Source organism: Nocardia salmonicida NBRC 13393, assembly GCF_001613085.1.
GTDB classification, from domain to species: Bacteria; Actinomycetota; Actinomycetes; order Mycobacteriales; family Mycobacteriaceae; genus Nocardia; species Nocardia salmonicida.
In genome coordinates this window covers 137,105-158,107 of record NZ_BDBR01000011.1, presented here as the reverse complement: position 1 = coordinate 158,107, position 21,003 = coordinate 137,105, and the positions used below count along the sequence as shown (strand labels likewise).

Below are 21,003 nucleotides of genomic sequence, written 5' to 3'. Positions count from 1 at the left end.
ATGGGTAACTTCGCCGGGGACGGGCCCACTGATCCAGCAATCCAACGTAGGCCGCCGACGCACCGCCTCCCCGCGCCTGAGTCTGGCCAGAAGTCGCGGGGAGGCGGAACAGGCTACATCTATGTCCAACCTGATCAACCTGGAACAGGTCTCCAAGAGCTTCGGCGTCAAGCCGCTGCTGGATGACGTCTCCCTCGGAATTCACGCGGGGGAACGGATCGGGGTGGTGGGCCTCAACGGTGGCGGTAAGACCACGCTGCTCGAGGTCCTGACCGGACTGGAACCGCCCGACAAGGGCCGGGTGAGCCGGGTGGGTGGGCTGCGGATGGCCGTGGTCACCCAGCGTGGCGTGTTGCCGGAAGGTGCGAGCATCGGTTCGATCGTGTTCGCCGGGCTCTCCGATGATCTGTCCACCGTCGACATCGCCGACCATCAATGGGCCGCCGATTCGCGCGTGCGCTCGATCCTCGAGGGCATCGGCATCGCCGATCTCGGGCTCGACACTCTGGTCACCAACCTCTCCGGTGGCGAGCGCCGCCGCGTCGCGCTGGCCGCGGCGCTGGTGCGCGACCTGGACCTGCTGGTCCTCGACGAGCCGACCAACCACCTCGACATCGAGGGGGTGCAGTGGCTGGCTGAACACCTGGTCGCCCGTCGCACCGCACTCGTCGTCGTCACCCACGATCGCTGGTTCCTCGACACCGTCGCCAACCGCACCTGGGAGGTCGTCGGCGGCAAGGTGGAGGTCTATGAGGGCGGCTACGGCGACTGGATCTTCGCCCGCGCCGAACGCGCACGTCAGGCCGACGCCTCGGAATCGCGTCGGCAGAACCTGGCCCGCAAGGAACTGGCCTGGCTGCGCCGCGGCGCCAAGGCCCGCACCTCCAAGCCGCGCTACCGCGTCGAGGCCGCCGAGGCGCTGATCGCCGATGTGCCCGCGCCGCGCGACTCGGTCTCGCTGGCCGCGTTCGCGCGCAAGCGCCTCGGCCGCGTGGTGATCGAACTCGAAGACGTCGCGCTCGCCACCCCCGACGGTCGTGTGCTGGTCGACGACCTCACCTGGCGACTCGCGCCGGGCGAGCGGGTCGGTTTGGTCGGCGTCAACGGGTCGGGCAAGACCACGCTGTTGCGCGCGCTGGCCGGGGAGACCGAACCCGCCAAGGGCAAGCGGATCCAGGGCCAGACCGTGCAGATCGGCTGGTTGCGTCAGGAACTCGACGACCTGCCCACCGATATGCGGGTGCTCGAGGCCGTGCAGCAGGTCGCGCAGCGAATCATGCTCGGCGACAAGGAGATCTCGGCCGGCCAGCTCGCCGAACGGCTCGGGTTCACCCCGGCCCGCCAGCGCACCCCGGTCGGCGACCTCTCCGGTGGCGAACGCCGTCGCCTGCAACTGACCCGCATTCTGATGGCCGAACCGAACGTCCTGCTGCTCGACGAGCCGACCAACGACCTCGACATCGACACCCTGCAGCAGCTCGAAGACCTGCTCGACAACTGGGCGGGCACGCTGGTGGTCATCAGCCACGATCGCTACCTGGTCGAGCGCATCTGCGACTCCACCTGGGCCCTGTTCGGCGACGGCAAACTCACCAACCTGCCCGGTGGCATCGACTCCTACCTCGCCAAGCGCGCCGCCATGGCGGGCAACGCCAAGCCGCTCACCGCGAAGACCGGTGGCACCTCGACGGATTCGTCCGACCGCCGGGCCGCCCGCAAGGAGCTGTCGAAGGTCGAACGCAGCATCGCCAAGCTCGACGAGCGCGAACAGAAACTCCACAAGGCGCTGGCCGACGCTGCGACAGATCCCGACAAGCTGATCAAGCTGGGAGCCGAACTCAAGGAAGTCGTCGCCGAAAAGGAAGCAGCGGAAGAACGCTGGATGGAACTGGCGGAGCTCGGCGAGAGCTAGGTCGCGGTCTCGCGACCGTCGCTGATCACGACAGGTAGACACGTCTGGACGAAGTCGGCGCCGAATTCGGTGAGCAGGATGCTGCGGTAGGTCACCTTCGTGCCGAAACCGGGGCGCCGCAACGCTTCCCGCACCTGCTCCTGGGCCTCGATGACCTGGTAGCGGTGCGGGTTGCCGACGGGGTCGCGGGTGTACTCGATGAGCCCGAGCCTGCGCAGGTTGGGTAGGTATTGCGGCACCCGGTTCGGAAACCGCAGGCCCGCATGCTCACCCAGCATGGTGAGTCCGCTGATCAACCGCTCGCCACCGAACGCCCGCTGACGGCCGGTGCGCACATCGATGGCCGGTTGCGGCCCGTCGACGTGCAGGAATCGCAGAATCCGTGCCTCGTCCGGCGTGATCTCGGCGAGGATGCCGGGATAGGCCGGATGGGTGTCGGGCTGTGCGGCATGCGTGCTGGCAGACAGGCGAAGCAGTTCGGCGCCCTGCTCGCGCAGGGTCGGCGCGCCGTCGTCACCGCGGTGGTCGGCGCCCGTCGGCAGGCCGAGCGCGTGCCGAAGCCGGTCGCGTACTGCGGTTTCCGCTTCGGCGAGCACCTCGTTGGGCGGGTTGCCCGCCATGCTGCCGCGCACCACCGTGACGGTCACCCCGAGCGCGGTGTCCAGGGTCCACAGCGTCATCCCCGAGGCAGCGGTCAACGCGACCCGTGCCACGCCGGTCGCCGCCCGCACGGTGCGCACCGGTGAGACAGGCAGCAGGCCACGCTTGTCGCCTGATGCCTCTAGCGGCGGTACCGATCGTCGCACCATGTCGGTGGACGGGGTCCCGTCGTCTACATCCATGTCGTCGCTACTCCTGTTCCGAAGACCAGGATGTGAGCGTATCCGGCGAGCAGTCCCAACACACCGCCATGGACGAAAAGTAACCATTCGTCCTGTTTGATCGCCGAGCGCAGCATGTCCACGAAGTCATGGGGCGAAAGGGCGGACATTTGCCGGGCGATGTAATCGTTGACCTGCCTGCTCTGCTGAGCGTTGAACGCCGGGTCGGCGAACGCCATCGGCGCGATCGTCATGGCCTGCGTGGTGAGAGTTGTTTGCAGCGTGTCGTACTCGCGGCTGCCGAGCATGAATTTCACCGCGGGCCGCGCGGGCCCGAGCGCACGGTCGGCGGCCGGGCGCAGGGTGTCCTCCAGCATCTGCAGGGTGCGGTCCGAGCGCGGGCCGTTGAGCAGTTCGTCGCCGATATTGGCCACGGTGACGACCTCGGTGGACACCAATGCCGCGTACCCCGCGGTGATTTCGGGCTGGCGCTTGATCAGCAGACCCTGCCGCCACGGGCACCACCACTTCGGCGTGGCGGGCGCGAAGATCATATTGATCCCGATCCAGTTCACCACCCAGCCGATGATGATCCCGCCGACCGGCAGCACGACCAGTGCCGAGAGCCCGGTGGTGTGCAGCACCAGCACCAGTAGCAGCCCGCAGGGCGCGCCGAAATAGAAGCCGAAATTCTGCATGAACCGCAGCTCCTTGGCGCCGAGCACCTGGAACAGCTGGTTGAGCAATTGCGGTCGGGCCTGGAAGTAGCGGATCACCATCTGCTTCACGTCGAGCAGTTGGTCGATATTGGCGCCGAGCTCCATGGTGAGGTCGCGCAGGATCTCGGGCAGTTGCGAGCGCACCCGCTGATGGATCATCTCCCTGACCTGAACGGGCAGGTTGTACCAGAGCTGTGGGTGTTCGCGGCGCAGGATCACCTCGACGATGTCGCGGATCTGCGCGTCGGCCACCTCGGCCAGATGTTCGGCCAGCTTCTCCGGGTCGAGCTCGCGATAGAAGTCGGCGACGCTGCCCAGTTTGGACAGCCCCTTGTCGACCGCGATGCTGGCCATCTTGTCGGCGCGCGAGGGCACGATGCCCTGCCAGCCGATCCGGCCGTCATAGCTGAGCAGCGGCAATACCTGGATCCGCTTGGGCAGAAAAGGGAAGATCGCGCGCAAACCGGGCAGTCGGACTCCATGGAATTGAATCGGCTGGAACAGCATGAGAATGCCGGACCAGTTGGTTATGTAGCCGATAATTCCTGTGAAAAGAGGAATGGTCACAATTTCTAGCAGGAGTGTCGGGTGTAACCCGAACACACTCTCCAACACGACACGCCCTCCTGCCGATACCCGGTGACCACCGCCTCACCGAGAACCAAAATTTATCACCCCCGCGGCGAGGTGACCCTACTGTGAGTTGAGGAACTGGGTCCATTCGTCGTGCGCCAGACCACAGGGTAGTGTCTGAGACATCAGTCACAGAACCTGTCCCGAATGCCGTACTCACCCTTGCAAGTCGGAACAATGACCACCACCACATTTGGTGACAACCCACAAACTTGCGCACAGGGGGCGCGGTGGCAGGACTGTTCACATGGCGAGACTTCGGAGTAGGACGTGACAGACGACAGGACCGGACAGGACCTGGCCCGTGCCGGTACCCGCGCCGTCGAGCGCAGCTCGGATGTCGAGCAGCGACAGATCAGTAATGAGGCACGGTTGATCCGTGGCGTTTTCCGCGCCGCCGGATTGGCCGCCGGTACCGCCGTGCGCGGCAGCCAGTGGGCTGTGGGCACCACCTACGAGGTCACCAAGGAACTGGCGCAGGCGGCGCTGGACGGCGAATCCTCCGCCGATATCGCCGAGCGCACCGGCAATGCCCTGCGCTCCATCGCACGCAGCGCACTCGGCGTCACCGAGGGGTCGGTGCGCGAGATCGTCAGCTATGTGCCGACGCCCAACGGGGCATCGCAGCAGGCCATCACGGTCGGCCCGTACCTGCAGTCGGCCACCACCGATGACCTGCGGCGACGCGGCGACGCGTTGCTGGCCCGCTCGGCCGACGTGTACTTCACCGAGGACGTGCACCCGGCCTACGACCGCATCCTCGACGAGGTCGCTCCCGACGAGGCCCGCATCCTGCGGTTCATGGCCCTCAACGGTCCGCAACCTTCCGTCGACGTGCGTACCAACCGACCGCTCGGCATCGGCTCGGAGCTGGTGCAGGGCGATCTGACCTCGGTCCCCGAGCAGGCGGGCGTGCGCTACCCGGACCGCTCACGGTCCTACCTGATCAACCTCAACCGACTCGGACTCACGCTCACCTCCGACGATCCGGTCGTGCTGAGCCGGTACATGGTGCTGGAAGTGCAGCCCGTCGTGGAGCAGGCGCTCAAGAAGGCGGGCCGTGCGCCCAAGATCGTGCGCAAGAGCCTTCGCCTCTCGGAATTCGGTGAGGATTTCTGCCGCACCTGCTTCACCATCGGGTAGCCCAGACAGCCGGGACGGCAGGCGCCGGAGGTCACACTCCGGTGTCAGCAGTGATAGCGATCTGATACAGAACGCGCGGCGAGCCGTTTCCGGTGGGATCGTGGAGAGATGGAGCAGGGTCCGGAATCTCCGAACGTGCACGTCGACGAACCTGTCGCGGCCGCGTGGACAGGCCCTACGCCGTTACTGCCCGGAGATGACACGCCGTTGGTCGCCGGGTCGAACTCGGGGGAGGCATGGATGGCGTCAGAGCAGCTGGACGACGGCGAACAGCCCGTACCGGTCGAGCGCCCGCCGGATCACCCCGACGACCTCATCGCGATCAGCAGGCTGAAGTACCGCTACCTGCGCAGCCTCGACACCAAGTCGTGGGACGAGTTCGCCGACACGATGATCCCCGAGGCCACCGCCACCTACAGCGAATACCTCCAGTTCGAGTCACGCGAGGCCTTCCTGGCCTTCCTGCGCAACACCCTGGGGCCGCACGTGATCACCGAGCACCGCTGCGACCACCCCGAGGTCGATGTCGACGGTGACACCGCCAGCGGTACCTGGTACCTGGCCGACACGGTGATCATCCCCGAACACAACATGTGCCTGCGCGGCGCCGCGTTCTACACCGACAGCTATGTGCGCTGCGACGACGGACATTGGCGCATCTCGCACACCGGATACGAGCGCACCTACGAGGTGGTGCTCTCGCTCAGCGACCTGCCGAGCCTGCGTCTCACCGCGAGCCGCTGGGGAATGATCGCGCAGGAGAACCACATCTCCTCGGTGGAACGCAATCCGGGACCGGCCGCGTAGCGGCCGACCCAGACAGCCCTAGTCCGCGGTCGCGACCAGCGGTTCCAGCGTGAGCTTCGGGTGTTCCTTCTCGATGTACTGCAGCCGCCACTTGTCGCTGAACAGCGCCAGGATCACGCCGTCGGTGCGGGTGAACACCTCGACGCCGCGCTGGCGATCCAGCTCGGGCGCCGACTCCGCGTCGGTGCGCCGGGCCAGGGTGAAGGGGAGGAAGTCCAGCTGCGTCTCGACGTTGAACTCGCCCTGCATCCGGGCGGTGACGACCTCGAACTGCATCGGACCGACCGCGGCGAGTACCGGGGTGGCGTCACCGCGGGCATCGTTGCGCAGCACCTGCACCACGCCCTCGGAATCGAGCTGGTCGATGGCCTTGCGGAACTGCTTGTACTTGCCCGCGCTCTGCGCGCGCAGCGTCGCGAAATGTTCGGGCGCGAAGCTCGGGATCGGCGGGTACTCCACCTTCTTCTCGACGAACAGCGTGTGGCCCGGTGCGAGCGCGGTGGCGTTGACCAGGCCGACCACATCGCCGGGATAGGCGGTGTCGACCGTGGTGCGCTCGCGGCCGAAGACCGTCAGCGCGTACTTGGTGGCGAACGGGCGACCGGTCTGCGCGTGAGTCACCACCATGCCGCGTTCGAACTCCCCGGACACGATCCGCATGAACGCCAGCCGGTCGCGGTGGGCGGTATCCATCCCCGCCTGCACCTTGAACACCACCGCGCTGAACGGGTCACCGGTCGTGCGTTCCTTGCCCGTCACATCGGCACGCGAGCCGGGCGCGGGCGCCAGTTCCACCAGGGTCTCCAGCAGTTGGCGCACACCGAAATTCAGCATGGCCGAGGCGTAGATCACCGGCGAGGTCTGGCCTGCCAGGAACATCTCCTGATCGTGGTCCTGTCCGGTCGCCGAGAGCAGTTCGCTCTCCTCGGCCGCGGTCGTCCACGCCTCGCCCTCGCGCGCTTCGGCCTGGGTGGCGTTCAGGTATTCCTCGGGCGCGATGGTCGCGCCACCGGCTGTGCGGGTGAAGTGGATGTACTCGCTCGCCTCGCCCTCGGGCCCACGGCGCAGCAGGCCACGGAAATCGCCCGCGATGCCGACCGGCAGGAACAGAGGAGTGGGCGTGAGGCCGATCCGCTCGCTGATCTCGTCGAGCAATTCCAGCGGGGCCTGACCCGGCCGGTCCCATTTGTTGATGACGGTGATCACCGGGATGCCGCGGTGGCGACACACCTGGAACAGCTTGAGCGTCTGCGGTTCCAGGCCCTTGGCCGCGTCGATCAGCATCACCGCGGCGTCGACGGCCGTGAGCACCCGGTAGGTGTCCTCGGAGAAATCGGAGTGACCGGGGGTGTCGACCAGGTTGATCACATTGTCGATATCGGACCCGGCGGCCCGGTAGTTGAACTGCAGCGCGGTCGAACTCACGGAGATACCGCGCGCCTTCTCCATCTCCATCCAGTCCGACACCGTCGACTTGCGACCGGCCTTACCGTGGATCGCGCCCGCCTCGGAAATCATCCGCGCGTGCAGCGCCAGTGCTTCGGTGAGCGTCGACTTACCCGCGTCGGGGTGCGAGATCACGGCGAACGTACGCCGACGGGCCACCTCGGCGGGCAACCCGCGTGGGGTGGGGGCGACGTTCTCTCCGGACTCGGACAAAGGGGAGCCTTTCGGTGGGGGCAGCCTTTCCAGGGTACGAGGGGCTGAAGGGGTGGTCACAGGGGGGATCAATTGTTCGGTAGTCCCAGGATGTTTGACGCTGTGTTTTTTGGAGCGCGGGCGCGCTCGAGTCGCGGCCCCTGGGGGCCGCCGGTTAGCCACCGGGGCTTGCTCCTTCGTCGCGTACGCCCCGGCGGCTAACCGGCGACCCGGCCGCGACCGGCCACTTTGTGGCCGCTGCTCCCTATGGGTCGCAGGTGCGGGGTTCGGAGTGCGGTCATGGCGGTTTTAGATCGCGGATTGCTATGCGGTATGGTTGGCGGGTTGTCTCGGCGAGGGTGAGTGCCCGTTTGGTGCGCACACCGTGATCGACGCGGCTCGGCTGAGTTTGTTTGGGCCGTCCTCGTTCGTTCTTTCGTCCGACGAGTAGACCTTGACCCCGGAGTTGGGTCACCCATGACCAGCCGTAGGAGCGCATTCAGTATGTCCGACGCCAATCTGATCGAAGCCGCCGTCCGCACCGAATTCGGTAAGGGCGCCGCTCGCCGTACCCGTCGCGACGGCAACGTGCCCGCCGTGCTGTACGGCCACCACGCCGAGCCGCAGCACCTGTCGCTGAACGCCAAGGCGTTCGCCGCGATCCTGCGTCTGCACGGCACCAACGCCATCCTGAACCTGCAGATCGACGGCCAGCCGCAGCTGGCGATGACCAAGTCGGTCGTCGTCCACCCGATCCGTCGCTACATCGAGCACGCTGACCTGCTGATCGTCAAGCGTGGCGAGCGCGTCACCACCGACGTCAACGTCGTGGTCGTCGGCGATGCCGTCTCCGGTGCCCTGATCACCCAGGAGCTCAACACCCTGTCGATCGAGGCCGACGCGATGAACCTGCCCGAGACCATCGAGGTCTCGGTCGACGGCATCGCGCCCGGCACCCAGATCCTGGCCGGCACCATCGCGCTGCCCGAGGGCGTCACCCTGGCCGGTGACCCGGAAGCGCTGATCGTCAACGTGATCGAGGCGCCTTCCGCCTCGCAGATGGACGACGAGGGTGAAGCCGCCGCCGAGACCGAGACCGCGGAGACCGCTCCCGAGTCCGAGTAAGACCGCGCACTACGATTCGGGCAATGACCGAATCTTCCGGGCCCGCGCTCGTAGTCGGACTGGGTAACCCCGGCCCCGAATACGAGCGCACTCGCCACAATGTGGGCTTCCTGGTCGCCGATGTGCTCGCCGAGCGCATCGGCGGCCGTTTTGCCGTGCACAAGAAGTCCGGTGCCGACCTGCTCCAGGCGCGACTGGACGGACGCCAGATCCTCCTCGCGAAGCCGCGCACCTACATGAACCTGTCCGGGCGGCCGGTCGCCGCGCTGGCGAAGTTCTTCTCGGTGCCGGTGGATCAGGTGATCGTGGTCCACGACGAGCTGGATCTGCCGTTCGGGACGCTCAAGCTCAAGCAGGGCGGCGGCGAAGGTGGGCACAACGGATTGCGGTCGATCTCGCAGGCGTTGACCACCAAGGAGTACCTGCGGACCAGGATCGGGATCGGACGTCCGCCCGGTCGGCAGGATCCGGCCGATTACGTGCTCAAGCCCTTCTCCGCGCCGGAGCGCAAAGAGGTTCCGGTGATCGTGGAGCAGGCCGCCGACGCGGTGGAGCTGTTGTTGAAGGTCGGGCTGGAAGCAGCCCAGAACAACCTGCACTGAGACACTCGGCGCGCCAACGACTCTTGGCGCGCCGAGTTCGTTCTCAGCGCAGGTGCACCGCGGTGGCGGTGCGGCGGAGTTTGCCCGAGGAGGTCTTCGGGAGGGCTCCCGGTCCGAGGACGGCTACCGTGCGTGGGCGCGCGCCCACCTCGGCGAAGACCTCGTGGACGATCTCGCGCTCGATGCGTTTCACCTCGTCGGGGTCCTGGTAGTCGTTGGATTCGACCACCACCGCGAAACTTTCGCGTTTCTCACCGGCGTCCAGACGCACCGCTACCGCGTTGCCGGGGCGGACTCCCGATACCCGCAGGGCGGCTCGTTCGATGTCGGTGGGGTAGATATTGCGGCCGCCCATGATGATGACGTCCTTCATGCGTCCGCACACCACCATCAGGCCGTCTTCGGTGAAGTAGCCGATGTCCCCGGTGTCGAGCCAGCCGTCGGCGTCCTGGGCGGGGCGGAAGCCGTCGACGGTGACATAGCCCGAAGTGACCGCGGGGCCGCGCAATTCGATGACGCCGACCGAGCGAACCGGCAGCGGCTGCCGTTCGGCGTCGACGACGCGGCCCTCCAGGTCGTCGACCAGGTGCCCCAGCGTCGGCAGCCTGCGCGGGGTGCCGTGGTGGCCGTCCTCGGCGACCGGCACCGCCTTGCCGACGGCCTCGAGCAGGTCGGCGTCGATCACGTCGAGCACCTGCCCGTAGCCGGGGTCGGGGATCGATACGGCCAGGGTGGTCTCGGCCATGCCGTAGACCGGCGTGAGCGCCATCGGGTTGAGCCCGAACTGTTGTCCCGCCGCCGCGAGGGCGGTCATGGTGTCGGGGTCGACCGGTTCGGCGCCGTTCCACATGTAGCGCACGCTCGACAGATCCATCGTGCCGGGCTCGGCCTGCCGCAGTCGCCGTGCCAGCAGGGAGTACGCGAAATTCGGTGCGGCGGTGACGGTGCCGCGATACTTGTCGATCAGCTCGGCCCACAGCAGCGGCCTGGCCAGGAAGTCCAGCGGTGTCACGCACACCACCTCGGCGCCGAATTGCATGGGCACGCTGAGGAAGCCCACCATGCCCATGTCGTGGAACAGCGGCAGCCAGCTGATCATCACGTCGTCGTCGGTCTGGAACTTGACCCGGTTGAACATCGCGTACGCGTTGACGTAGAAGTTGCCGTGGGTTATTCGCACCGCTTTGGGTGATCCGGTCGAACCAGAGGTCAACTGCTGCAGAGCGATATCGCTCTCCGTGGTGGGCACCGGATCGGCATCCGGGCCACCGTGCAGGTCTTCGATCCGCACCACAGCGATCCCGCGTTCCCGCAACACCGGTTCGGCGGCATCGAACGGGGCGCCGAGAACCACGGCCTTCGCGTCGATCATGCGCAGCACCGTTTCGGTGTCGCGCACCCAGACCTCCAGGTCGGTGCGCGGCGTCGGCTGGTGCAACATCGTGATCGAAGCGCCGCGCATCCAGATGGCCTGGCAGGCAGGCGCGATGTCGACGGGCAGACCGGCCAGCACGCCGACAGCGTCGCCGTGCCCGATCCCGGCGGCCGCGAGACCACCCGCCATTCGCCGTGCCTGCCTATGGATTTCCCCCCAGGTCTGCCGCAGTGGTGCCTCCGGCTCTCCGGTGACCAGTCCCTTCGGGCTGGTCAGCGCTGTGCCAAACATTTCGTCGGTGAACCTGCTCAACGTCGGTCTCCCTTTACGCCAACGATCGGTTACGGCCGTGCTTTGCACTCCCAACAAGAAATCCCGCCCCGCCCCGCGCGTGTTAACCCGGGCTGACACCCAGCACCCCTGCTGTTGCGCCTTAGCCAGTGAAGGTGGCTGCGTAGCGGTTTACATATGGTCTACCCGATAACGTGGCAATTTCCCGCATCAGCAGGTCTGTTGCCGCTCTGACCTGGGCGTGATGAACTGCTGCGGGATAGTGCCTCGCGGGGTGGACGGTGATGCGTACCTTGGTGAAACGCAACAGTTTCCGACTGCGAGGATTCATGCGATCGGTACCGTCCAGGACCACGGGCACCACTGGCGCCCCGGTGGCCATGGCAACGCGCAGCGCCCCGGTGCGACCACGATAGACCCTGCCGTCCCGTGACCGTGTGCCCTCCGGGTGAATTGCCCAGGCGCCGCCGCCGTCGAGGATCGCGGTGGCCGCCGCGAGCGCGCCTGCGGCCGCGTCGCCGCCGGCTCGGTCCACCGGCACCTGGCCCGCGGCCGAGAAGAACCAGCGCTTGCATCGCCCCCGCAGCCCCGTGCCGGTGAAGTACTCCTGCTTCGCGAGGAAGGTGAGTGGCCGGGGGATCACCAGGGCCAGGTAGAGCGAGTCGATGAAGGCCAGGTGGTTGGCCGCGATGATCACCGGGCCGGTGCGGGGAATGTGTTCGAGCCCTTCGACGTGCGGGCGCCCGAGCAGGCGCAGCGCCGGGCCGATGAGGACGTATTTGCACAACAGGTACCACATGGGCAGCCCTTCAGTAGACAGTGTCTACCGAAGACTAGTAGACACTGTCTACGCATGCGACGGCGAATGCCGCCGAGCTGGTGTGCAGAATTGCCGGTATGCCTGAATCGTTGCGCGAGCGCCTGATCGACGTCGGCGTCGATCTGCTCGAAACCGACGGCGTCGGCGCACTCGGGCTGCGCGCGATCGCGCGGGCCGCCGGCGTCTCGCACGGCGCGCCGCGGCGGTGGTTTCCCACCCACGCGGCCCTGCTCGCGGCGATCGCGGCCCGCGGATTCGGGGAGCTGATCGAGCGGTTCGCGGTCCTCGCCACGATCGATGACCCGCGCGAACGATTGCGTCGGATGGCGGTCGACTACGTGGATTTCGCGGTGTCGCGGCCCGAGATGTTCACGCTGATGTTTCGCCACGATCTGTTGGAGGGTTCGGGCGAGAACCTGCGGGCGACGACGCAGCCGCTGTACGGGCAGGTGGTCGAACTGGTCGCGGCGGTGGCGCCGGAGTCGGCGCCGCAGCGCGCGCTGGCCCTGTGGACCAATGTGCACGGTCTGGCGACGATCGCCGTCAACCGGACGCTGGAAATCGTTGCCCCCGATCAGGACCCGCGGGTGCTCGTGGACCGGATCGTCCGCGAGCACCTCGCGAGGCTCAGCGGCTGAGGTCGGCCAGTGTCGTGACGAAGCGGTCGAGATCCTCCGGGCTGACGAAGCAGTGCGGAGAGGCTCGCAGGACGGCGGGCAGGGTGCGCTCCGACATGTCGAGCAGGGTGGAGCCCGCGCGGCTGACGGTAACGGTGATCGCGCGCTCTGCCAGGTGGTCGCGCAGCTGGTCGGGGTCGTGGCCGTCGACGGTGAACGACACGATGCCGCTGTGCTCGGTACCCAGGTCCCGCACGGTCACGCCGGGCAGCTCGGGCAGCGTCTTGCGCAGGTACTCGGCGCGGTTCGCGACGGCCGTGTAGACCTCGTCGGGACCTTGCTCGAGCAGGTAGTCGACGGCCGCGCCTAGGCCGAGACGGGCGGCTACGCCGCATTCCCAGAACTCGAAACGGGACGCGTCGTCGGCGAGGCGATACTCGCCGGGGCTCACCCACTCGGCGCTGTGCAGGTCGAGGCGGGCCGGTTCCATCGTCCGCGCCAATTCGGCACGGACATAGAGGAATCCGGTGCCGCGGGGGCCGCGCAACCATTTGCGGCCGGTGCTCGACATGGCGTCGACTCCGAGTTCGGTGACGTCGATGGGCAGCTGGCCGGTCGACTGGCAGGCGTCGAGCAGTACCAGCGCACCGGCTTCGTGGGCGATCCTGGTGGCCTCGGCGACCGGGTTCACGAGGCCGCCGTTGGTCGGTGCGTGCTGGAGCGACACCAGTCGCACGCGCTCGTCGAGCATGTCGGCGAGTGCGTCGGTGTCGAGGCGTCCGGTGTCGTCGCTGGGAATACGCTCGACCACGGCCCCGGTGCGCTTCGCGCGCTGTAGGGCGGCGATCGCGTTGCTGGCGTAGTCGGTGCCGGAGATCAGGATGCGGTCGCCGGGACGCAGGGGCACCGAGTAGGCGAAATCGGCCCATGACCGGGATGCGCTGTCGCTGAGGGCGATGGTGTCGGGGGTGGCGCCGATGAGGGTGGCGATCGAGGTCTTCACCTTGGCGAGGTCGTCGAGGCGTTCGTTAGCCGCACGGTAGCCACCGATCTCGGCTTCGCGGTGTAAATGGGCGATCATCGTGTCGACGACGACCTTCGGCGGCAGAGACGATCCGGCGCTGTCGAGGAAGACCTGACCAGTGGAAAGTCCTGAGGTGGCGGCTCTGATCGCGGCGAGGTCAAGCATGGTGACGACGATAGCGCCCCGAGTCGTTGGCCTTTTCGACACTTTCCCTGTCGGTGGTGCTCGCTACTCTGGAATGAGCGAAACGCAGGTTCCCCGGCAGCACACAGCACGTGGAGGTTGGCATGGCGGTCACTCTGGAACGCTCATCGTGGCCCGATTACGCCCCCGACCAGGGCGAAATGTCGTCCAGGGTGGCTGCGGAGGCCTATGTCGGCGGCGTGTGTTTCAAGCTCGGACCACCTGCGCTGATCGGCGCCGAACTGGAGTGGCTCACCGCGGGGCCCACCGGTTCACGCCCCACGCTCGACCAGCTGGCAGCGGCCCTCGGGCCGCACGCACCGACCTCCATCGCCCCGGCCCCGGCCGCGGTTCCCCTGCCGGGGGGGAGCCTGGTCACCCTCGAACCCGGTGGTCAGATCGAACTTTCCAGCGCACCGTTCGCCGATCCGGCAGCGCTGACGCAGCATCTGCGCGCTGACGCGGCCCGTTTGCGGGACCTGCTCGCCGCCCGGGAGATCAGCATCTTCGCCGCCGCCGCCGATGCGGGCCGTCCCGCCGAGCGCCTGCTCCGACTTCCCCGCTACGCGGCGATGGAACGTCGTTTCGACGGCGTCGGCCCCTTCGGCACGCTGATGATGTGCAATACCGCCGCCACCCAGGTCAGTGTGGACGCGGGCGCCGATACCGCCGAGATACGGGCCCGCTGGACCGCCCTCTACGCGCTCGGCCCCACCCTGATCGCCGCCTTCGCCTGCTCACCGCGCCTGCACGGCGTCCCGCCGGGCGACTGGGCCTCCCAGCGCATGCGTACCTGGTTGCGCCTCGACCCGTCCCGCGCCAGACCCCCGGTGGCCGACTGGGTCGACCCGATCACCGCCTACGCCCACTGGGCCCTCGACGTGCCACTGCTGTGCGTGCGCTGTGCCGATGAGGACGCCGACTGGTTCCCGCCGCCCGGCGCAACGTTCGCCGACTGGCTGTCGGGCGCCCTCGACGACGAAGTCGGCCGCCGCCCCACCCGCGCCGACCTGGACTATCACCTGACCACGCTGTTTCCCCCGGTCCGACCGTCCGGTCACCTCGAGGTGCGCTACCTCGACACCCAACCCGGCGAAGCGTGGACCACCCCGATCCACCTGTTCGATGCCCTGCTGTCGACCCCCGCCGTCGTCGCCGAGGCGACCGCTCTCGCCGCGCCCACCGCGGGTGAGTGGTTGACGTCGGCCCGCTGCGGATTGCTCGAGCCGCAATTGCGCCGCGCGGCGGTGGATGTGTTCGACCTGGCCGCCGCTCATGCGCGAACCCCCGAGGCCGCCGCGGAATTGGCAGCCTCGGCCCGCCGATGTAGGTCCGGTCGCAGTCCGCTCGCCGAGGTCGACTCCGCGCGCGACGGCTCGTCGCGATGACCCCACGGCTGATCGTCCGTCGCGGGCGAGCCGCTGTCCTTCTGTCCGAAGTCGTTGTCGACCAGTCTTTTTCGGAGCTCTCGTGAGTCTTTCTGTCCCCGCCGACCACAGTGACCGCGACCGTACGCGCGCCCGGATCGCCGAGGTCCTCTCGCGTGCTCGCCGCCGCACCGCCACGCTCACCGACAGCGTGGACGAGGCCGATCTCGTCGCGCAGCATTCGCCGCTGATGTCACCGCTGGTCTGGGATCTGGCACATATCGGGAACCAGGAAGAGCTGTGGCTGGTGCGCGATGTCGGTGGGCGCGAGGCGGTGCGCGCCGATATCGATGAGATCTACGACGCGTTCAAGCACGCCAGGGTCAATCGTCCGGCGCTGCCGCTGTTGGATCCCGAGCAGGCGCGCGGTTACGTCGGCTCGGTGCGCGAAAAGGTTCTCGATGTCCTCGATTCCAGTGATTTGGCCGGTACTGCGCTGGTGGACAACGGTTTCGTCTTCGGCATGATCGCCCAGCACGAACAGCAGCACGACGAGACCATGCTGGCCACCCACCAATTGCGGATCGGCGCGCCGGTGCTCTCGGCCCCGCCCGCGCCGGTCGGGCGGGTTCGGGTCGACGGCGAGATCGTCATTCCCGCAGGCGAATTCCTGATGGGTACGTCGGCCGATCCGTGGGCGCTGGACAACGAACGCCCAGCCCATCCGGTGCAGGTCGACGGGTTCGCGATCGATGTCGCACCGGTGACCAACGGGCAGTTCCTCGCCTTCATCGACGACGGCGGCTACGACCGGGCCGACCTGTGGTCGGAGCGCGGCTGGGCGCACCGCCAAGAGGCGGGCTTGGTCGCGCCGCAGTTCTGGGAGCGCGACGGTGACGGATGGACGCGCACAGCGTTCGGCGTCCGCACCCCGCTGCGGCTCGATCAGCCGGTCGTGCACGTGTGCTGGTTCGAAGCCGAGGCCTTCGCTCGCTGGGCCGGAAAGCGACTGCCCACCGAGGCCGAGTGGGAGAAGGCGGCGCGCTTCGATCCGGAAACCGGAGCGTCGCGGCGCTACCCGTGGGGCGAGGAGCAACCGGATGCCGGCCTGGCCAACCTCGGTCAGCAACACCTCGAACCCGCCGAGGTCGGCGCCTACCCGGCCGGCGCGTCGGCCACCGGCGTGCACCAGCTCATCGGCGATGTCTGGGAATGGTGCTCTTCGGGTTTCGAGGCCTACCCCGGCTTCCGCGCGTTCCCCTACCGCGAGTACTCCGAGGTCTTCTTCGGCGGCGACTACCGCATCCTGCGCGGCGGCTCCTTCGGTACCGACGAGGTCGCCTGCCGCGCCACCTTCCGCAACTGGGACCACCCGATCCGCCGACAGATCTTCGCCGGCTTCCGCCTCGCCAGAGACCTGCGCGAGGACGAACGCTGATGTGTAGACACCTCGGTTTCGTCGGCCCGCCGGTGGGCGTTGGCGAGCTGGTGATGCGCGGCCCGCACTCACTGTTCGCCCAGTCCTGGGCCCCTGCCGACATGCGTGCGGGCGGCACCATCAACGCCGACGGGTTCGGCGTCGCCTGGTGGCGCCGAGCCGATATCGGCGTCGAAGCCGCCCGTGACGCCGTTGCCCGCTACCGCAACCAGGCCCCGATCTGGACCGATCCCGCTGTCGCCGAGGTCCTCGGCCAACTCGAATCCCGCTCGGTGATCGCCGCTGTCCGCTCGGCCACCGTCGGGATGCCGGTGGAGCGCTCGGCCTGCGCCCCCTTCACCGACGAACACTGGGCCTTCAGTCACAACGGCGTCATCCCCGACTGGCGAACAACCCTCGTGGCCGTACTCGCCGACATCGACGAAGTATTCGCCACCGCGACGCCCGCCGTTGTAGCTCGACCCGCGTCCCCTGCAACACCATTCGGCTCGCCCGCAGTGCTGCTCCAAGCTGAGGCGTTCACCGACTCCGCCGCACTATGGGTGCTGCTGCGCGGTCTGCTCCGGGCGATCGCCCCGGAGGGGCCGATCACCTCTCCGGCTGAGGCCGTGCAACTGCTGGTCGCGCTCATCCTGCGCCATCAGCCGACAGCTCGGCTGAACCTGTTGCTCGGCAACGGCGCTGCGCTGTGGGCCACCACCTGCTGGCATTCGCTGTCGGTGCTCGTTGCCGACGACCACACCGTGGTGTCCTCCGAACCCTACGACGCCGACCCGCGCTGGCAATCCGTCACCGATCGCCAGTTGGTCGTCGCCACGCCCGGCCACTGCACCATCTCCGCTCTCGAACTCCCCGCCACCGAAAGGGTCCGTTCATGACCGCGCCGCTGCTGGACATCCACCTCACCGACGACGATCTCACCGCGGCCTTGCGCACCGACGCCCGCACCGGTCTGACCGCCGATCCGAAGTCCCTGCCGCCCAAGTGGTTCTACGACGCACGCGGCAGCGAACTCTTCGAGCAGATCACCGGACTTCCCGAGTACTATCCGACCCGTACCGAGCGAGCCCTCCTCGAGCGGGTCGTCGGCGAGATCGCCGCGGCGGCCAACGCCGAGGTGCTGGTGGAGCTCGGCTCCGGCTCGGCCGCCAAGACCCGTCTGTTGCTGGACGCCCTCACCGCTGAAGGCTCACTGAAAACCTATGTTCCGCAGGACGTCTCGGCCTCGGCGCTGCGCGGTGCGGCCGCCGAGATCGCGACCGAGTACCCGAACCTGTCCGTGCACGGAGTCGTCAGCGACTTCACCGACACCCTGCACAACCTGCCCCGGGGCGGTCGCCGCATGATCGCCTTCCTCGGCGGCACCATCGGCAACCTGGTCCCCGCCGAGCGCGCCGAATTCCTGGCAGGCATCAACGAGGTCCTCGAACCCGGCGAACTGCTCCTGCTCGGCGCGGGGTTGGTCATCGACCCCGCGATCCTGGTCCCCGCTTATGACGACGCCGCGGGCGTCACCGCGGAATTCAATCGCAATGTCCTGCACGTCCTCAACAGCCGACTCGACGCCGACTTCGTCCCCGAGAAATTCGAACACGTCGCCATCTGGGACGCCGAGAACGAATGGATCGAAATGCGCCTGCGCGCCACCGAGGCGATGAAAGCCAACGTCGCCGGACTCGACCTGACCGTCGATTTCGCGGCAGGCGAGGAAATGCGGACCGAGATCTCCGCCAAATTCCGCCCCGAATCCCTCGCCGCCGAACTCGACAAAGCGGGCTTCACTCCCACCCACACCTGGACCGACCCCGACAATCGGTTCATCCTGGCCCTGGCCGAACGCCGCTGATCAGGGGGTCGGCGGCTCTTCCGGCCGGAAGGACCAGCACAGTAAGATCAACATGTGACCCAGGTCTCACTCGTGTAGCGGGCCACGTCGCCGAGCAAAGGAGCTCACATGTCGGATCGACCTGGTCAGCAGCCTCCTGGATCGTCGCCAGACCCGCACGATCAGCAGCCTTCCGGTGAACAGCCATCGGGCCCTCCGCCGTCGGGCGACCAGCCGCCCGGCTATCCGCCGTACGGGCAGCAGCCATATGGGCAGCAGCCGTACGGGCAGCAGCCGTACGGGCAGCAGCCGTACGGACAACAGCCCTACGGACAACAGCCCTACGGACAGCCACAAGGTTGGCAGCAGCAGGGTGGCCCGCCGTACCAGCAGGCCGGCTATCCGCAAGGTGGCTACCCGCCGCCCAAGAAGCGCAAGGTCTGGCCATGGGTTCTCGGTGGCGTCCTACTGGTGTTCCTGGTGGGACTCGGCGCGTGCATCGCCATCATCGGGACTGCGGTGAACGAGGTCGACAATGAGATCAATCGCGCGGTGAACGTGACCTATCAGGTCGACGGAACCGGCCAGGCCAGTTCGATCACCTACTCCGGTCGCAATATGGACATCGCGCAGGACACCGACGCCGCTCTGCCCTGGACGAAAGAGGTCAGCATCGACGGGATCTTCAAAACCGTCACCCTCACCGCCTCGGCCGACGCCGATGGTGGCGATGTCACCTGCAGGATCCTCGTCGGCGACGAGGTGCTCGCCGAGCAAACGGCCAGCGGGCCGTATGCCAGCGTGTCGTGCACCGGCGACGCGGGGAGTTAGAGGTCGAGTTCGTCGGCGAGGTATTCGCCGCTGGTGAGGTTCTCGTCGCCCTCGAGGGCCTTTTCGGTGCCTTCCTCGCCGTTGACGGCGTCGTCGTCGAAGAGGTCGCCGTCGACTTTGTCGTCGCCGCGTACTCCCATCGCGACTTCCTCGGCGGGTCGTTCGTCCTGTGCCAACGACTCGCGGCGGGACCCACTCTCGGTGTACTCCTCGGACATTTCCTCGTTGATGCCGAGGAAGCCGTCGGCTTCGGCTTCGTGGTTGCGGATCACGTGGTCCGCGGGTGGGTCCTCCACATAGCGCTCGTATTCAACGATGTCGTCGGCTTGATCGTCATCGCCCATGTCCACGTCCAACGGTTCACGGCTCATGGTTTCCAGTATCGGCCTCCGAGAGCCGTGGCGTCACGAGGCACGCTCGGGCCGGTCGGTCACCGCTACTTCGGGCGCCTGCCGCTCGTGTCCTCCGGGACGCCCTCCAGGACGGCGGCAAACCACTCGACCAGCGGCCGGAGGTCGTTCCACGCGCGGCGGATCTCGGTGGCCGCGGCCGGAGTGGTGAGCCAGTCCGGCGCGCCGAACTCACGGTGCAGGGTCAGCGACTTGTGGCGTAGCAGGTCGATGCGTGGATGGTCGACGGCATAGCCTCTCGGCTTGGTTTTGAGCTTGTCGCCGCCGACGGTGAAACCGGCTGCCGTCGTCGCGGCCAGGATCTTCTCGAGTTCCGCGCCGCGCACCTCGTCGTCGATCGTGGCCCGCAAGACCGCCAAGGCCGTGGGCGAGGGCCGGAAGCAGCCGCCGGCGACGAACAACCCCGCCGCCCCGATCTGCACGTACCAACCGACGCCGGGCGACATCGCCGCCACCGCACCCTGGTGCGTTTTGTAGGGCAGCTTGTCGGCCGAGAACCGGACATCACGGTAGGGCCGAAAGATCTTGGCCTGTCCGAATTCCGCCGCCAGTTCGGCGGCGAGCGCGGTCATCGGGGCCCGCACGGCGTCGTCGTAGATGTGTTTGTGCGCGTTCCAGAAAGCCTTCGAATTGTCGGCCTCGAGGTCTTCGTAGAAGTCGAGTCCGGTGAGCGGGAATCCGGTGAAAGCATCCATCGGTGCGGCGTTTCTCAGTTCTGTTCGGGGGAGCAGGCCTGATCGGTCAGGTTACCGCTACCAGTATCGCGCGCCACGGCTCAGATACCGCCGATCATCGCCACGAACACGACGACGGCCAGCGCGGCCAGCGCCGCGATCGCACCGTTGACGATGGCGGCCCACTTGCCCATTTCCTCGCCCTTGGCATGCCCGACCAGCCCGAGCACGATGCCCGTCGGCGCGGTGATCAGCACCGGCAGCCCACACAACGCCAACCCGCCGAACACCGACGCGGCGGCACAGCAAAAACTGAAGATCGACCACAGCGGCGTGTTGTCCCTGTACCCGTACCCAGGCTGCGGCGGATACGGCTGATACGGCGCAACGCCATAGGGTCCCGGGACCGGCGCGGGATAGCCCGGCGCCGGATTGCCGGAAACGGGATAACCAGCGGCGGGATAACCAGGAGCGGGAAAAACCGGCGGAGGCGGCGGATACGGCGGCATCTCGACAGCCGGACCCGGATTCGCGATCCCACCCCATGGCTGTGCGGCGGGCGGCGGTGGATACGGCGCAGCATCGCGAGGGGTCACCGGACCGGCGATCCCACCCCACGGCTCCCCGCCCGACGAATCAGACACCTCCGGCGCGTCCTGCACCCGAGGCACACCCGGATCCTTACCGAGCTCGACCCGCCGCTCCGGCTCAGTCCCCATGCCGCCCCCGTCCCGTCCCGAATTACAGG

20 protein-coding genes are annotated in these 21,003 nt (G+C 67.6%); 11 read left to right on the top strand and 9 right to left on the bottom strand.

The genetic code is table 11. The features are described 5' to 3' along the window. The first annotated feature begins 121 nt into the window (after positions 1–121). Positions 122–1,912 (top strand): ABC-F family ATP-binding cassette domain-containing protein, encoded by a 1,791-nt coding sequence (locus tag NS1_RS13870; RefSeq protein WP_056813869.1) that lies wholly within the window; start codon positions 122–124, stop codon positions 1,910–1,912. Here the strand turns inward: NS1_RS13870 and NS1_RS13865 are convergent. Further along, positions 1,909–2,754 (bottom strand): Abi-alpha family protein, encoded by an 846-nt coding sequence (locus NS1_RS13865; RefSeq protein ID WP_062984793.1) that lies wholly within the window; start codon positions 2,752–2,754, stop codon positions 1,909–1,911. The genes NS1_RS13870 and NS1_RS13865 overlap by 4 nt on opposite strands. Next, positions 2,745–4,019, bottom strand: a complete 1,275-nt coding sequence (locus tag NS1_RS13860; protein WP_255284523.1) for a DUF445 domain-containing protein — start codon at positions 4,017–4,019, stop codon at positions 2,745–2,747. Before NS1_RS13860 ends, NS1_RS13865 begins: the two co-directional genes overlap by 10 nt. Positions 4,020–4,355: 336 nt before the next feature. Between NS1_RS13860 and NS1_RS41625 the strand changes: the two genes are divergently transcribed. Both NS1_RS41625 and NS1_RS13850 read left to right on the top strand, forming a co-directional pair. Next, a complete protein-coding gene (locus tag NS1_RS41625) occupies positions 4,356–5,228 on the top strand; it encodes an Abi-alpha family protein (protein ID WP_082843540.1) in 873 nt (290 codons plus the stop codon). Positions 5,229–5,468: 240 nt separating this feature from the next. After that, entirely contained in the window at positions 5,469–6,035 is a 567-nt protein-coding gene (locus NS1_RS13850) for a nuclear transport factor 2 family protein (protein WP_084503710.1), read from the top strand. Positions 6,036–6,053: 18 nt separating this feature from the next. On the opposite strand, the gene NS1_RS13845 is transcribed toward NS1_RS13850, so the two are convergent. Beyond that, the gene (locus tag NS1_RS13845; RefSeq protein ID WP_157125207.1) at positions 6,054–7,694 is read right to left on the bottom strand and encodes a peptide chain release factor 3; all 1,641 of its coding nucleotides are present in this window, start codon (positions 7,692–7,694) and stop codon (positions 6,054–6,056) included. A gap of 483 nt (positions 7,695–8,177) precedes the next feature. Here NS1_RS13845 and NS1_RS13840 point away from each other — a divergent pair, with 483 nt between their 5' ends. Together NS1_RS13840 and pth are read left to right on the top strand one after the other, a co-directional pair. Continuing rightward, the gene (locus NS1_RS13840) at positions 8,178–8,798 is read left to right on the top strand and encodes a 50S ribosomal protein L25/general stress protein Ctc (RefSeq protein ID WP_056813862.1); all 621 of its coding nucleotides are present in this window, start codon (positions 8,178–8,180) and stop codon (positions 8,796–8,798) included. Positions 8,799–8,821: 23 nt separating this feature from the next. Beyond that, positions 8,822–9,400, top strand: coding sequence for an aminoacyl-tRNA hydrolase (gene pth, locus NS1_RS13835; protein ID WP_062984789.1), 579 nt, complete (start codon positions 8,822–8,824; stop codon positions 9,398–9,400). A 43-nt stretch (positions 9,401–9,443) separates the two neighbouring features. Here pth and NS1_RS13830 read toward each other — a convergent pair whose 3' ends face one another. Together NS1_RS13830 and NS1_RS13825 are read right to left on the bottom strand one after the other, a co-directional pair. Further along, positions 9,444–11,087 (bottom strand): fatty acyl-AMP ligase, encoded by a 1,644-nt coding sequence (locus tag NS1_RS13830; protein WP_062984787.1) that lies wholly within the window; start codon positions 11,085–11,087, stop codon positions 9,444–9,446. 121 nt (positions 11,088–11,208) lie between these two features. Next, complete coding sequence (locus tag NS1_RS13825; RefSeq protein WP_062984785.1) at positions 11,209–11,865, bottom strand: lysophospholipid acyltransferase family protein; 657 nt, start codon at positions 11,863–11,865, stop codon at positions 11,209–11,211. A gap of 98 nt (positions 11,866–11,963) precedes the next feature. Here NS1_RS13825 and NS1_RS13820 point away from each other — a divergent pair, with 98 nt between their 5' ends. Beyond that, positions 11,964–12,524, top strand: coding sequence for a TetR/AcrR family transcriptional regulator (locus tag NS1_RS13820; RefSeq protein WP_062984783.1), 561 nt, complete (start codon positions 11,964–11,966; stop codon positions 12,522–12,524). Here NS1_RS13820 and NS1_RS13815 read toward each other — a convergent pair. Next, positions 12,514–13,692 (bottom strand): aminotransferase class V-fold PLP-dependent enzyme, encoded by a 1,179-nt coding sequence (locus NS1_RS13815; protein WP_062984781.1) that lies wholly within the window; start codon positions 13,690–13,692, stop codon positions 12,514–12,516. The two genes, NS1_RS13820 and NS1_RS13815, sit on opposite strands and share 11 nt — an antisense overlap. A gap of 122 nt (positions 13,693–13,814) precedes the next feature. Between NS1_RS13815 and egtA the strand changes: the two genes are divergently transcribed. The 5 genes from egtA (at position 13,815) to NS1_RS39000 (ending at position 19,171) form a co-directional block, all read left to right on the top strand. Further along, positions 13,815–15,098, top strand: coding sequence for an ergothioneine biosynthesis glutamate--cysteine ligase EgtA (gene egtA, locus NS1_RS13810; protein ID WP_062984967.1), 1,284 nt, complete (start codon positions 13,815–13,817; stop codon positions 15,096–15,098). An 82-nt stretch (positions 15,099–15,180) separates the two neighbouring features. Then, positions 15,181–16,515: an ergothioneine biosynthesis protein EgtB gene (gene egtB / locus NS1_RS13805; RefSeq protein ID WP_062984779.1), complete on the top strand. Its 1,335-nt coding sequence runs from the start codon at positions 15,181–15,183 to the stop codon at positions 16,513–16,515. Then, positions 16,515–17,393, top strand: coding sequence for a class II glutamine amidotransferase (locus tag NS1_RS13800; RefSeq protein WP_062984776.1), 879 nt, complete (start codon positions 16,515–16,517; stop codon positions 17,391–17,393). The genes egtB and NS1_RS13800 overlap by 1 nt, the downstream gene beginning before the upstream one ends. Next, positions 17,390–18,361, top strand: a complete 972-nt coding sequence (gene egtD / locus NS1_RS13795) for an L-histidine N(alpha)-methyltransferase (RefSeq protein ID WP_062984774.1) — start codon at positions 17,390–17,392, stop codon at positions 18,359–18,361. Before NS1_RS13800 ends, egtD begins: the two co-directional genes overlap by 4 nt. Before the next feature lie 108 nt (positions 18,362–18,469). Continuing rightward, positions 18,470–19,171: an MmpS family transport accessory protein gene (locus NS1_RS39000; RefSeq protein ID WP_084503709.1), complete on the top strand. Its 702-nt coding sequence runs from the start codon at positions 18,470–18,472 to the stop codon at positions 19,169–19,171. Here the strand turns inward: NS1_RS39000 and NS1_RS41180 are convergent. From NS1_RS41180 to NS1_RS40020, 3 genes are all read right to left on the bottom strand, one after another. Beyond that, positions 19,168–19,542: a hypothetical protein gene (locus NS1_RS41180; protein WP_063816132.1), complete on the bottom strand. Its 375-nt coding sequence runs from the start codon at positions 19,540–19,542 to the stop codon at positions 19,168–19,170. The genes NS1_RS39000 and NS1_RS41180 overlap by 4 nt on opposite strands. A gap of 65 nt (positions 19,543–19,607) precedes the next feature. Next, positions 19,608–20,276 carry a DUF2461 domain-containing protein gene (locus NS1_RS13780; RefSeq protein ID WP_062984772.1) on the bottom strand — a complete coding sequence of 223 codons (669 nt, stop codon included), beginning with the start codon at positions 20,274–20,276 and terminating at the stop codon, positions 19,608–19,610. 80 nt (positions 20,277–20,356) lie between these two features. Further along, complete coding sequence (locus tag NS1_RS40020) at positions 20,357–20,974, bottom strand: hypothetical protein (RefSeq protein WP_157125206.1); 618 nt, start codon at positions 20,972–20,974, stop codon at positions 20,357–20,359. Positions 20,975–21,003: the final 29 nt, after the last annotated feature.